Raw genomic sequence first — 13,118 nt, 5'->3', positions numbered from 1 at the left:
TAATGTAATTTTAAGCAAACTGTGCCAGTGTATATTACACTGATAATAACTTTTAAAATCGATAACTATTTAGTAATGAACAAGTTTATTTTTAAGGACGAAGCGCCAGAAGAGGTTTCAACGAAAAAGCCAGAACAAAAATACTGGCGTATTTTAGTTGTTGACGATGATGAATCTGTTCACCAAGTCACTAAACTTGTTTTGGCTGATGCCGAAATAGAACATCGCAAACTTGAATTAGTCTCTGTTTACTCATCGCAAGAAGCACAAGCATTATTAAAAAAAGATAACTCTTTTGCCATGGCATTTATCGATGTGGTTATGGAAACGGATCACGCTGGTTTAGAATTGGTGCAATGGATCCGTAATGAGCTTAAAAATCAGGCTATTCGCTTAGTATTAAGAACCGGTCAGGCCGGTACTGCCCCCGAAGCTAAAGTCATTAAAGAGTTTGATATTAATGACTACAAGGAAAAAACCGATTTTACCTCTGGGAAAATGGTGACCACAGTATACGCAGGTATTCGAGCGTATCGCGATATTATGACCATTCAGCGCAGTTTAGATGCGTTTAAAAAGCTTATTGCCGCTACCCATGATTTACTAAAAGTTAAGCATATTCGTTCTTTTGGCTCGGCGGCACTGCAACATCTTTTATCTTTAATGAATGTTGAAAGTTCAGCGCTATATATTGCACGTAATCAGCTGGAAATTGACAGCCAAACCACCAATATGATTATTGCCTGCACTGGCAAGTATATTTCTGAATCTGACAGTTTAGAAAAGTCAGATATTGATGAGGACGTTAAGCAACGCATTACCGATACCTTTAAAAGAAAATCTCACTATTCAGATGAAAATTGCTTTATTGGCTATTACGAAACGTCGAGCAATGCGGCCAGTGTTTTGTATATTGAATATGAAAATGATGCCGAACACTTTAAAGCTAATTTGGCCGAATTATATGCCACTAATGTTGCATTGATATTAGAAGGTTTAACTAGACAGCATCAAGTTGAAAATACGCAGAAAGAGTTACTATACATAGTTGGTGAGGCAATAGAGGCAAAAAGCAAGGAAACTGGCGCGCATGTACAACGAGTTGCACTTATATGCGAGTTGTTTGCTCAAAAACTTGGTTTAAGTGAACAATTTATAGATGCCATTAAACTCGCTGCGCCGCTGCATGACATCGGCAAAGTGGCAATTCCTGAACGAATTTTAAATAAGCCTGGTAAATTAAACGACGAAGAGTGGGCGATAATGAAAACGCATGCCGAAGTCGGTAGCGACATGCTGGCTAAGTCAACGGCAGGCATTGCTAAACTCAGTGCGCGTTTGGCGCATTATCACCATGAAAATTGGGATGGCTCAGGTTATCCCGATGGGCTAGCGGGTGAAAATATCCCGTTGGAAGCTCGCATTATGGCGGTTGCTGATGTCTTTGATGCGTTAGGCTCTAAGCGCTGTTATACGGAAAAATGGCAAGAGCAGGATATTAAAGACTTTATTCAGGCCCAACGCGGTATTAAATTTGAACCCAAATTGGTTGATATACTTTTTGATAATTACCAAGAATTTACCGAAATTCGCAGTTTGCATCCTGATGAGTGAGCAATACTATGCAAGGTGTAATTCAAAATATTATACAAGGCATATCATACAGTTACGGTAATGCTTTTTTTCAGCGTATTACCATAGCGCTTGATAAAGCAATAGATTCTGATTACACCTTTATCGCGCGGCTAAATTTCAAACAAAAAACTTCCACAACAACTTCCTTGGTTAGCGATGGCAAGTTATTAGATAACTTCACTTATGATTTAATGCATACGCCATGTGAAAATGTTGCCAATGACTCAGTATGTATTTATCCCAAAGATGTGGTCAGTCACTTTCCTCAAGATCAGTTGCTCATTGATATGGGCATCACTGGCTATTTGGGGACGCCATTACATGATTCAAAAGGTCAGGTTATGGGGTTAGTAGTGGCGCTGTATAAAAAGCCAATTAAAGACCAAGAGTTTACCGTTTCATTATTTGAATTATTTTCTGGTCGTATAGCTGGGGAGTTTGAACGTTTAGATCATGAAAACAAGCTAATTAAGTTAAATAATCAGCTTGACCAAAAAGTGGCTCAAAGAACTCAAGCATTAGAGCAAACTGTTAATGACTTAAAGAGTGCTCACCAGCAACTGATTGAATCTGAAAAAATGGCGGCTTTAGGTAATTTAATTTCGGGGGTTGCTCATGAAGTAAATACGCCACTAGGAGTTGCGATTACGGCGACAAGTTTAGCGATGGATAAGTTTACTGACTTTCGTAAAAAATTAGATGGCGAAGGTATTTCAATTAACGATATGAATAGTTTCGTCGCACAACTGGAACAATCATTTCCGTTAATTGAAAATAACCTCATCAGAGCAAAAGAGCTAATTGATGATTTTAAATTAACCGCAAAAGAGCAGGCAGATATCAAAGAGGCCTATATCGCATTGAATCCATATTATCGCCGCGTTATTTCGACATTAACCCCATTATTAAAGCAAAAAAATGTCAGCTTTGAGTATCAGTGCTGTGATGAAACGATTAAAACGCTACCTGGTTGCCATGCGCAAATTTTAACAAATTTGGTAAAAAATAGTATTGAGCATGGGTTTACCTCAGGCAGTGATAACAAGATAAAATTGGTTATTAGTAAAGCGCCGAATGGTGGCTTTATCGCGCATTATCAAGATAATGGCAGTGGTATTGAGCAGAAAATGGTTGCTAGATTTATCGAGCCATTTGTAACCACCAAACGATACGCAGGGGCAACTGGCTTAGGCCTGTCTATTTGCCACAACTTAGCAACGAATGCTCTACATGGAAGCTTTAAAATTAATCATAGCGCCAATGGCGTAGACATTCTTTATACGTTTAAAGGGGCGGCTTAATAAGTTGGCGTTTCATTAAGCCTAACGTGTACCTTTAGTGATCATCTAACGCTAATTTATCGACACTAACAAAACAGTGCTCTTCAAATGTTTCTAAGAAAAACGCAACTTCTGGCATATCAGTTTTAAAGCTTGCTAACATATCGAGTAATCGCGTTTTAACATGGCTAAATTCACGGTTACCAAAAGAGATCTCATCGCTGGCCTTTAAATACGCAGAGATTAAATCAGCGGCTTTAACAATTTTTTTATATTCAGGGTCAACTTGAGATTGTACCAATAATGGTTTGAAATCTTCTTGTAACGCTTCAGGCAGGCTATTTAAGCATTCAAGTTCGGCCAACTCTTCTAACTTTTTAAATTCTTTAGTCAGTGCTGGGTTATGGTATTTGGTGACATGGTTAATATCTTGTAGCTTAGTTTCAGAAACTTCATGGTAGAGCGCGATTGTAGCCGCGCGCTCTGGATTGATATCACCATCAAAATACTTATTTCTAATAACCGCCAGTAAGTGGGCAATAACCGCAACTTGTTGCGAGTGTTCGGCAATATTTTCTGGCTTTACCGTATGCATAAGTGCCCAGCGTTTAATAAGCGGCATACGTAAAATCCAAGCCAGAAAAGTGCTTTTGATCATGAAAATTCTCCTTATTGCCTGTAGGTGCTGAAGAAATGCCCCATACGCTCTATAGCTAACGTGAGTTCTTCGACATGTGGCAGAAACACCAGTCGAAAATAATTATGCTCTTTGATATTAAAAGCCTTACCATGTGCAAGTAGTATTTTTTCTTGTTTTAATAAATCTAAAATCATCTTTTCATCGTCTTTGATGTTGAATTTTTTTGCATCAACTTTGACGAATAGGTACAAGGCCCCCATCGCGGGTTCGCAAGATAAACCATCTATTTCATTAATCATTTTGTGGGCTAAGTTACGCTGTTTAAGCAATCGTCCATCGCCGTTAATTAATTCATTAATACTTTGATAGCCACCTAATGCGGTTTGAATGGCGTGCTGGCAGGGGACATTGGCACAAAGGCGCATGGAAGAAAGCATATTTAAGCCTTCAATGTAATCTTCGGCCAGTAATTTGGGGCCAGTTATTACCATCCAACCAGCTCTAAAGCCAGCAATGCGATAGTTTTTCGATAAGCCGCCCATCGTAATAACCAATACATCATCGGCTAATCTCGCAGTAGGGGTGTGCTTTGCCCCATCGTAAAGAATTTTGTCGTATATTTCGTCACTAAAGACAATTAGCTGGTGTTTGCGGGCGATATCTAAAATACCACGCAACACTTCTTCCGAGTAGACAGCGCCCGTTGGATTGTTTGGGTTAATTAAGACGATGGCTCGCGTTTTTTTAGTAATTTTATTGGCAATGTCTTCTAAATTTGGGAACCAATGGTTTTCTTCGTCACATTGGTAATGCACAGGTTTACCACCTGATAACGACACCGAAGCTGTCCAAAGCGGGTAATCTGGTGCTGGAATTAACACTTCATCCTGATCTTCTAGTAGGCCCTGCATTGCCATGACAATGAGTTCACTAACGCCATTGCCAAGAAAAATATCATCAACACTAACATTGAGAATGCCTTGCTGTTGAAAATATTGCATTACAGCAACACGCGCAGAGTATATGCCTTTTGAATCGCTATAGCCCTGAGCCGTCGGTAGGTTATGAATAACATCTTTTAAGATATCGTCAGGCGCTTCAAAGCCAAAAGGTGCAGGATTGCCTATATTGAGCTTAAGTATTTTATGGCCTTCATCTTCTAAACGTCTGGCTTCGGCGGCAATTTGTCCTCGGATCTCGTAACAGACATTTTTGAGCTTTGAGGATTTTTTCACTGTTTTCATAATTGAAACGCCACCTATTAAAAAGAAAATAAAGGAATTAGAATAAAAATTCTATTGTGCCAATTTATATTAAATTTGAAATAGTTACTTGCAACTTTTTTATATCTATTTTTCTAACCCTAGCTATTCTAATAATATCAAGTCAATAAAAGCGTTGATTATTGGAGTGTTAAATGCCATTACCGTTATTTTGGTTGGGGGCTGCGGCTATCTCGGCATTAGCTGTTAAAGAGTTGGCAGATGATAGGAAAAAACAGCAACATCAAAGACGAGATTACTCGAGTGAACGGTTAAATCCATTGGATATTGATAAGTCACCTGTGGCCATTTATCCCAGTGAGTTATTTAATACTGAACAAATTGCTACGCCAACCGTTGGCAGTATTTTATGTTGTGGTATCGGCGGCTTACTCGACCATACAGGCATTTGGGTAGGTGATAATACGATTATTGAATTAGATGGTAATGGTTTAGTAAAGCCAGTTTCCAAAGAACGATTTACCAAAGAGCGTTCAGGCAAACACATATTTGTTGCCTGTGATGCGAATGCAATTCCGCTAAGTGATGAAGTAGCGGCACATCGGGCGATTCAGCAAATTTATCAATATCGAGAATATGATCTGATTAAAAATAATTGTCACCATTTTGTCTGGCAATGTTTTGAACCGGGCGCACAACGGTTAACAACATTTAGTGCGTTGAATAAAAAGATTGCCAAGCGTTTTAATCAAAAAATTTATTGGGATTTATGCCAATTTTGACAATTTAGGCTGTACAGCAGTTAAGCCACACGCTATAACATGCCTTCTAAGTTCAACTATCTCTAAAAGCGTTTGAAATACTTCATTTTATTCATCGGCTCTTTCTTCGTTATTTGCCTTATCTCCTTAAGTATCTTGGCTGTTAAAGTTATTGACTTTCAGCCCTTAGTTACCCAACAACATCAAATCAATAGTGCTCATGCTGATCATAGTAAACAGCTAGCAAAACGCTTGTATAAAGTGATACGAGGACGTTCGTCAGAAAGTAGCTTGCGACTTACTCTGCCGGAAATTAACGGGCTTAGCGCACTGCTTCACCGCGCGGTAGCTCAAATAGCAGTAGATATTAAACTATCAGAACAAGGGGCAACACTTAGTAGCACTGTTTCGTTAGCTAAGGTTATTAGCGGAGCCTATATAAATTTCAGTACAACATTATTACCGTCTGCTCATGGAATTAATCTCTCAGAAGTAAAGCTAGGCACTGTTACTTTAAGTGGTGACTTTAGTATGAGTTTAATTAAACTCATTGTTGATTACTTTACTGGCGAAGATACCGCTCAGCAGCTACTTGATACGGTCAGGGCGGTGGCGATTAAAAATGATGAACTTGAGGTTACATTAAATGTCTTAGAAGATTTATTGGCGCTAACAAGTGAGCAAAGCTTGTTTAATAGTCTTAGAGATAATTTAACCATATCGGGAGACAAAGAACTGATAAAACAGTACTACCAGTATCTTATTTCGCAATCACCAATTGTTGGTCGTAACACTAGCTTGGCCGATTTTTTTAACCTTGCCTTTAGTTATATTAATCAACTTAACCTCAAACAGCCTGCAAGTTCTTATGTCGAGCAAAATCGCGCAATGTTAGTGGCTTTAGCCTTATATTTTGGTCACGATAACTTTGCTGTGTTAATTGGTAATATCGATAAACTGACACGCACTGAAACGAATAGGCAACGAATTCATCGTCGTAGTGTTACGCTGGCAGGGCGTAATGATTTGCAAAAACATTTTATTTACTCTGTAGCCATTCAATTATTGAGTAATAATAGCGCCAGTGATGCGATAGGCGAATTTAAAGAGTTTCTTGATAGTAATAAAGGGGGCTCGGGCTTTAGTTTTGTAGACTTGCTGGCGGATAGGGCGGGTACGCGTTTGGCTAATATTGCCACGTATTCAGAGCAACAAGGGCAACAGATTCAGGCGTTGTTAGTGTCTGTTACCGATGAAGCGTTACTGCCAAGTATCGAAAATTTAGCCGAAGGGTTAGATCAGCAAACCTTTGAAAATAAATACCAAGGTGTTGACTCTAAACAATACCAACAGGTGCTAAAGCAATTAGATTCGCACCTTAAGACCTTACCGTTATATCAAATGGCATGGCGTTAACTGTCAGTATTATTGTGTTGGCCAGTAATATATCCACCGCCATAGCAGTTGATTTAGAATAAACATGAAAAAGCCAGCGTTAGCTGGCTTTATTATAAAATATCTAAACTCGTTTAGTGCGTGTATCTAACGCTAAACTGATGACTAAGCTTAAGCAAATAGGCTCATAATATTGTCAATAGCAACCATCGACTTTTCACCGGTAATACGGTTTTTCACTTCAATTTCTTTGTTGTCTAAGTTGCGCTCGCCAATAATTAATAAGTAAGGCGTACCCATTAATTCGTGATCGGCGAACATTACCCCAGGGCGCTCTTTTCGGTCATCGAATAACACTTCTACACCAGCGTCTTGAAGTTGCTGATAAATTGAATCTGCGGTTTCTTTAACACGCACAGACTTATGCATATTCATCGGCACAATTGCCGCTTGAAACGGGGCGATTGCAGTTGGCCATTTAATGCCATTTTCATCGTGGTTTTGCTCAATTGCTGCTGCAACAATACGAGAAACACCTATACCGTAACAACCCATGGTTAATGTTTCGTGCTTGCCATTTTCCATTAATACGCCACAGTTCATGGCATCGGCATACTTTTTACCTAATTGGAAGATGTGACCAACTTCAATACCACGCTTAATAACGATTTTACCTGTGCCACAAGGACTAGGATCGCCTTCAACCACGTTGCGAATATCTTCTACGCTGTAATTGGTTGCATCACGGTCCCAGTTAGCACCAGTAAAGTGGAAACCATCTTCATTCGCGCCACATACAAAGTCAGCTAAATGCGCAGCGCTACGATCAACAATTACTGGGATGGTTAAAGCAACTGGACCAATTGAACCGGCGTTGCAACCAACTGCCGCTAAAATTTGTTCATCACTGGCAAAAGTTAATGGCGCAGCAATTTGTGGTAAGTTTTCGGCTTTAACTTCATTTAACTCATGATCGCCGCGAAGCACTAAGGCAATAATTGGTTGTGTTTGACCTTCTTCCGCATGCCCTAATACTAATAAGGTTTTAACCGTTGCCTTAGCATCAACATTTAATGTTTGTGCAACAGCGGCAATGGTTTTGGCATCCGGTGTAGCTACTTTAGTTAACTCTGCTGTTGGCGCAGGGCGTTCGCCTTGTGGCGCTAATGCTTCTGCTTTTTCTACGTTGGCTGCGAAATCACTGCTGTCACTAAAGGCAATATCATCTTCACCGCTATCGGCAAGTACGTGGAATTCGTGTGAACCTTCACCACCAATTGACCCGTTATCCGCAATTACCGGGCGGTATTCTAAACCTAAACGTTCAAAAACACGGCAGTAGGCATCAAACATCACTTGATAGGTTTGTTTTAAACACTCATCGCTAGTATGGAAAGAATAAGCGTCTTTCATTAAGAATTCACGGCCACGCATTACACCAAAACGCGGGCGAATTTCATCACGGAATTTCGTTTGAATTTGGAATACGTTAATTGGCAGTTGTTTGTAACTGGCAATTTCATTGCTGATTAACTTAGTGATCACTTCTTCATGTGTCGGACCTAACACAAACGGACGTTGATGACGGTCGTTTAAACGCAGTAATTCCGGGCCGTAATCATCCCAACGTCCCGATTCTTGCCACAAATCAGCAGGCTGAACCATAGGCATTAAGGTTTCTATAGCGCCCGCGCGCTCCATTTCTTCACGGACAATTGCTTCTACTTTACGAAGTACTTTTAGGCCTGTGGGTAACCAGGTATACAAACCAGAAGCGACATTACGTACTAAACCTGCACGTAACATTAATTGATGACTAATAACCTCGGCACTTGCTGGGGTTTCTTTTAAGGTAGAAACTAAATATTGACTGGTACGCATTGATTCAAATCCGACAGGCGTGTTTAAAAATTGGCGCTATTCTAGCAGGGCAGTTTAGGAAAAAAAATGGCGATAAACGCTTTTAATGACAAATAACCGGTGAAACTGAAAGAATTGTTAGATTTGGCTGCTGGTAACACCGTGAGATCTTAGTTGCAGAACGCATTGAAATTTCGTCAGCGCGTCATTTTTTTCACAAATACCACCACGAATAGCGCAATGGTGAAGCTGCCGGTAAAGGCTTCAAAAGCGGCAATGGCACGCGATATGCCTATTGGGGTAAAATCGCCATAGCCTAATGTGGTAAAGGTTACTACTGAATAATAAAGGCAGGAAAAAAATAAACTCATGTTATCAAGCAGGCTAGCGCTGGCTTTGAACATTTGGACTTCACCACGATAATTTAACCCTGTTATGGCATAAAGCAGGGCGCATAAGATGATCATGGCAATGGATATGCCAATAATACGCAGTGGCGCTTCACCATAACCACAAAATAAATCAACAACCTTAGAGTTAAAACGCTTAACGCTGTATTTGGGTTGTTGCATACGGCGCATGGTTAGCTCTTTTTGAATTAACCATCCAGAAAGCGTAAATATGCCTTCATGCTCGGCATGTTTTCTCAAATCGCGGTAAACTTCTTCGGCTTGTTCATAGTAATCAATAGCTTGCGCTTTATGGTGCGCTTTTTCCGCTTTATTTGCGCGATGCTCTTGTAATACTTTACGACCAACTTTGATATTTTCTATTTTACTCTCTGACCAACGCACACCTAGAAGATTCGTTTCAATCAAACTGGCACAATTTAGGTTAGCTAAGCGCAGGTCGGCTTTCATTAAGCTGCCATGATTTAGCTTTATATTAAAAAGGTGCGCACCTTCAAGGTTAGCTTTATAAAAATCAGCGTAAGTAAAGTCGTATCCTTGCTTTTGATGGTGATTAACTAAATTAATATTTGCTAAGTTGGCATACTTTAAAGAAATGCCACGCAACAGCCCGCCGGATTGAGCATAAGCTTCTAGCTTTTTTTTGACATCATCACCGGATTTATCGATTTCTTGATCATGCCAATAACATAAGCCATTACCAATATCGGGCTCTTGGCAATGACAACCAGTGAAATCAGTGTATTGACATAATTTAGTCGTTTCATTCATGCTTTTAGTATAGTGTGGCAAACCTAAATTGCTAAAGGAGCAAATTGATCAATGTCGTTAATAGTGAAAGCTGTTGATTATCAGAATCAGCAACAAATGAATGAGTTATTGGAATTACTTGATGGCTATGCCAAAGATCCAATGGGAGGTGGAGAGCCACTAAACGAAGAAGTAAGGAACAAATTAGCGAGTGAAATGGCTGCTCGTGGCTTTGTTTTTAGTTTTATCGCTTATTTGGACGATGTACCTGTGGGGCTAGCGAACTGTATTGAAAGTTTTTCTACGTTTGCGGCAAAGCCTGTGATCAATATACATGATATGGCGGTCGTTAACGGCTATCGTGGTAAAGGTATCAGTCAGGCATTGTTGGCTGCAGTTGAAAACCATGCTAAAAAAGTTGGCGCCGCGAAAATCACGTTGGAAGTGTTAACGGGTAACACAGTAGCGATGAATGCTTATAAAAAGTTTGGTTTTAACGGCTATGAATTAGACCCAGCAATGGGTAAAGCCGAATTTTGGGAAAAGAAATGCCGTTAATCTACCGGCTTTAAATTACCGTTAATTACCTTTACTTAATTAACGGTAATGGAACAACCTAAAGGCACTAGATTGCAGTGCTAGGTTGAGGACTAGGTTAGTTGGACGCGCTGAATTTAAAAGCATTTAAAAACTTGTTCTAAAAATTAATTGCTCGGCGTTTACCTGTTGGCTTTTTAGTTTCTTGCTTTTTATTTTCTTGTTTATTCTTGGGCTGTTTTTTGGTTCTTTGACCGTGTTTAGACTTTCCTAGATTTTGCTGATTTTTACTGCTTCCTTGGTATTGATCGTTTACATTACTAGGTGATTTTTCTTTTATTTCTTGAGGTTCTAGGGGCGTTTTTATTGGGTTATGACTTTGATTGTCAGCATCTGTTGTAACTTCAAGCTGCTCAACAAATTGAACCTCGATAATGTAATCACCAAATTGAATGTAATCACCATCGTATACTTTTTTACGTTTTTGAAACTCCACTTCGTTATTTAATAAGACATAACCTTCGCTAATGGCAACTTTTGCTTCGCCACCACCAGAAACTAAGTCAGCAATTTTTAATAATTTATAAAGCTCGATGGGTTGTTGATCTATTTCTATTAACAAGACATTAGGCATGATTTGGATAATTCGAACAAAAAACTAATAAATTAGTAAAATATTATCATGAATTGTTTAAATCTGCATCGCTAATAAATACGCGGCTTAGCGCGTTTTTTAATCAATTTTAACGATGGGGATTTTATCAAAAATGTAATGTAAATGAAAAAAAGTGTTGTGTAACAATGTGTAATCTGTATAATTCGCCGCGCAAGAAACGGCAAGGTATCTGAAAGGGTATTACGCAAAGCTACCGGTCTAAGACTCGACTTAAAAAGTAAGGGTTATGACAGCGGAGCTACCTAATGCAGCAGGGACCTTTTGCGCGTTTCAAAAATTTAACTTAATTTATTGAATTGTTGTAAAGGATATATCTAAATGAAAAAATTACTTCTTGTTCCTGTTGTTGCATTATTAACTTCTGTTTCTGTAGCTCCTACTGCTAACGCTTCAGATATTGCACAAAGCTTATGTGAATATGTTGCAGCTGATAACAAAAAGCGTTTACGCTCTTTCCTAAAAAGCAATGATTTAAAAATCCGCTCTGTATTTGATTTAGTTCAATGTAATGGCCAAAACTTATTAGAGTTCGCATCAACAAATAACGCTGTAGATACTGGTTCATTAATGATCAGCAAATTACCTAAATCAACAGTTAAAGGTATGTTAGCGTCAATCACTTCAGTAGAGCTTGCAAAAGAAGCTAATGCTCGTGTAAACGGCTAGTAAAAAGAAATTCCATAAAAAGCGAGCCTAGTGCTCGCTTTTTTTATGCCGAAAATTTTATTATTTAAAATAAGAGCTGTTTTTATAACTCTGCCGCTTTAAGTAATCCTTACTAATGTAGTGAATATAGCACCCGAAAACGCTAGTAGCAGTTATTTCTAGGGGGGGTAGTCATACAGTAAAAATATTGGAATTAGTCGAAAATTTAAGTGTTAGTAAAAACAGAACTTTTAGAGAAGTTTGGATAAAGAGTGGTGGGCGATACTGGGCTTAAACCATTTAAATGGCACGGGTTGTAAAAAGTAGAAGGTGCTTGCTTGCACTGACAGCGCTTTATTCATCGTCCACATTGCAGCGTTTGTGAAGCAGATTAATGCTTTGCCTTAGGTCGTCCTCGAAGTCTTTTAGTCGAGGGGCTTCAAGAAAAATTAGGAGATTCCAGCTTAAGAGACCACTGGAATGACGAATATCGAGCCTATAATTCACTGCATTTAAACGCAAGAGTAAATATCACTTAGAAAGATAATCTAGAATGAGTAGTGGTGGACGATACTGGGCTTGAACCAGTGACTTAGTAAGGGTTGTAAAGAGTAGAAGGTGCTAGCCTGCACTGACAGCGCTTTATTCATCGCCCACGTTGCGGCGTTTGTGAAGCAGATTAATGCTTTGCCTTAGGTCGTCCTCGAAGTCTTTTAGTCGAGGATCTTCAAGAAAGATTAGGATATTCCAGCTTAAGAAACTGCTGGAATGACGAATATCGAGCCTATAACTCACCGCAGTTAAACTGCAATAGTAAATATCATTTAGAAAGACAAAATAGAATAAATAGTGGTGGACAATACTGGGCTTAAACCAGTGACTTGCCGCGGGTGGTAAAGAGTAGAAGGTGCTCGCACCTTAATAATTAGTGCAAATGAAATATAGAACAAATAGTGGTGGACGATACTGGGCTTGAACCAGTGACTTGGTGCGGGGTGTAAAGAGTAGAAGGTGCTTGCACCGTAATTAAAGCTGCATTAAAAAATATCACTTGGAAAAAACAATGAAACAAATAGTGGTGGACGATACTGGGCTTGAACCAGTGACCCCCGCCTTGTAAGGGCGGTGCTCTCCCAACTGAGCTAATCGTCCATATCTGGAAAGATAATGGCCGATTAAATGCGTGGTGGACGATACTGGGCTTGAACCAGTGACCCCCGCCTTGTAAGGGCGGTGCTCTCCCAACTGAGCTAATCGTCCATATCATTTAATCAACAGAGTGCTCTAGGTTAGCCATGTTTTCACA

At 39.4% G+C, this 13,118-nt stretch carries 11 protein-coding genes, 3 tRNA genes and 1 riboswitch; of the genes, 6 read left to right on the top strand and 8 right to left on the bottom strand.

From position 1 onward, the window contains the following. Positions 1-75 precede the first annotated feature (75 nt). The gene (locus tag ACOB82_RS13230) at positions 76-1,614 is read left to right on the top strand and encodes a response regulator (protein WP_448213445.1); all 1,539 of its coding nucleotides are present in this window, start codon (positions 76-78) and stop codon (positions 1,612-1,614) included. Between the two features lie 8 nt (positions 1,615-1,622). After that, positions 1,623-2,936, top strand: a complete 1,314-nt coding sequence (locus ACOB82_RS13225) for a GAF domain-containing sensor histidine kinase (RefSeq protein ID WP_448213444.1) — start codon at positions 1,623-1,625, stop codon at positions 2,934-2,936. Positions 2,937-2,970: 34 nt separating this feature from the next. Here ACOB82_RS13225 and yfbR read toward each other — a convergent pair whose 3' ends face one another. Both yfbR and ACOB82_RS13215 read right to left on the bottom strand, forming a co-directional pair. After that, positions 2,971-3,573: a 5'-deoxynucleotidase gene (yfbR, locus tag ACOB82_RS13220; RefSeq protein WP_448213443.1), complete on the bottom strand. Its 603-nt coding sequence runs from the start codon at positions 3,571-3,573 to the stop codon at positions 2,971-2,973. Between the two features lie 11 nt (positions 3,574-3,584). Further along, positions 3,585-4,799 (bottom strand): pyridoxal phosphate-dependent aminotransferase, encoded by a 1,215-nt coding sequence (locus tag ACOB82_RS13215; RefSeq protein WP_448213442.1) that lies wholly within the window; start codon positions 4,797-4,799, stop codon positions 3,585-3,587. A gap of 173 nt (positions 4,800-4,972) precedes the next feature. On the opposite strand from ACOB82_RS13215, the gene ACOB82_RS13210 reads away from it, so the two are divergent. Next, complete coding sequence (locus ACOB82_RS13210) at positions 4,973-5,560, top strand: lecithin retinol acyltransferase family protein (RefSeq protein ID WP_448213441.1); 588 nt, start codon at positions 4,973-4,975, stop codon at positions 5,558-5,560. Between the two features lie 135 nt (positions 5,561-5,695). Further along, positions 5,696-6,955 carry a hypothetical protein gene (locus ACOB82_RS13205; protein ID WP_448213440.1) on the top strand — a complete coding sequence of 420 codons (1,260 nt, stop codon included), beginning with the start codon at positions 5,696-5,698 and terminating at the stop codon, positions 6,953-6,955. A 150-nt stretch (positions 6,956-7,105) separates the two neighbouring features. On the opposite strand, the gene ACOB82_RS13200 is transcribed toward ACOB82_RS13205, so the two are convergent. Together ACOB82_RS13200 and ACOB82_RS13195 are read right to left on the bottom strand one after the other, a co-directional pair. Beyond that, the gene (locus tag ACOB82_RS13200) at positions 7,106-8,815 is read right to left on the bottom strand and encodes a proline--tRNA ligase (protein WP_448213439.1); all 1,710 of its coding nucleotides are present in this window, start codon (positions 8,813-8,815) and stop codon (positions 7,106-7,108) included. A gap of 176 nt (positions 8,816-8,991) precedes the next feature. Continuing rightward, the gene (locus tag ACOB82_RS13195) at positions 8,992-9,975 is read right to left on the bottom strand and encodes an ion channel (RefSeq protein ID WP_448213438.1); all 984 of its coding nucleotides are present in this window, start codon (positions 9,973-9,975) and stop codon (positions 8,992-8,994) included. A gap of 51 nt (positions 9,976-10,026) precedes the next feature. Between ACOB82_RS13195 and ACOB82_RS13190 the strand changes: the two genes are divergently transcribed. Beyond that, on the top strand, positions 10,027-10,512 hold the full coding sequence (locus ACOB82_RS13190) for a GNAT family N-acetyltransferase (RefSeq protein WP_448213437.1): 486 nt from the start codon (positions 10,027-10,029) through the stop codon (positions 10,510-10,512). Positions 10,513-10,651: 139 nt separating this feature from the next. On the opposite strand, the gene ACOB82_RS13185 is transcribed toward ACOB82_RS13190, so the two are convergent. Next, positions 10,652-11,125: an RNA-binding S4 domain-containing protein gene (locus ACOB82_RS13185; protein WP_448213436.1), complete on the bottom strand. Its 474-nt coding sequence runs from the start codon at positions 11,123-11,125 to the stop codon at positions 10,652-10,654. Between the two features lie 191 nt (positions 11,126-11,316). Continuing rightward, a riboswitch (cyclic di-GMP riboswitch) is annotated at positions 11,317-11,413 on the top strand. A gap of 72 nt (positions 11,414-11,485) precedes the next feature. Between ACOB82_RS13185 and ACOB82_RS13180 the strand changes: the two genes are divergently transcribed. After that, complete coding sequence (locus ACOB82_RS13180) at positions 11,486-11,833, top strand: DUF3718 domain-containing protein (RefSeq protein WP_448213434.1); 348 nt, start codon at positions 11,486-11,488, stop codon at positions 11,831-11,833. A 540-nt stretch (positions 11,834-12,373) separates the two neighbouring features. Here ACOB82_RS13180 and ACOB82_RS13175 read toward each other — a convergent pair. The 3 genes from ACOB82_RS13175 to ACOB82_RS13165 all read right to left on the bottom strand — a co-directional run bounded on the left by ACOB82_RS13175 (position 12,374) and on the right by ACOB82_RS13165 (position 13,072). Next, positions 12,374-12,467: transfer RNA gene (locus ACOB82_RS13175), tRNA-OTHER, on the bottom strand. 421 nt (positions 12,468-12,888) lie between these two features. Continuing rightward, positions 12,889-12,964 (bottom strand) — tRNA-Val (locus ACOB82_RS13170). Between the two features lie 32 nt (positions 12,965-12,996). After that, positions 12,997-13,072 (bottom strand) — tRNA-Val (locus tag ACOB82_RS13165). Positions 13,073-13,118 lie beyond the last annotated feature (46 nt).

The sequence above is a fragment of the Colwellia sp. MEBiC06753 genome (genome assembly GCF_053470325.1).
The sequence above is the reverse complement of the archived record's forward strand: the minus strand, read 5'-3'. Positions and strand labels throughout refer to the sequence as shown.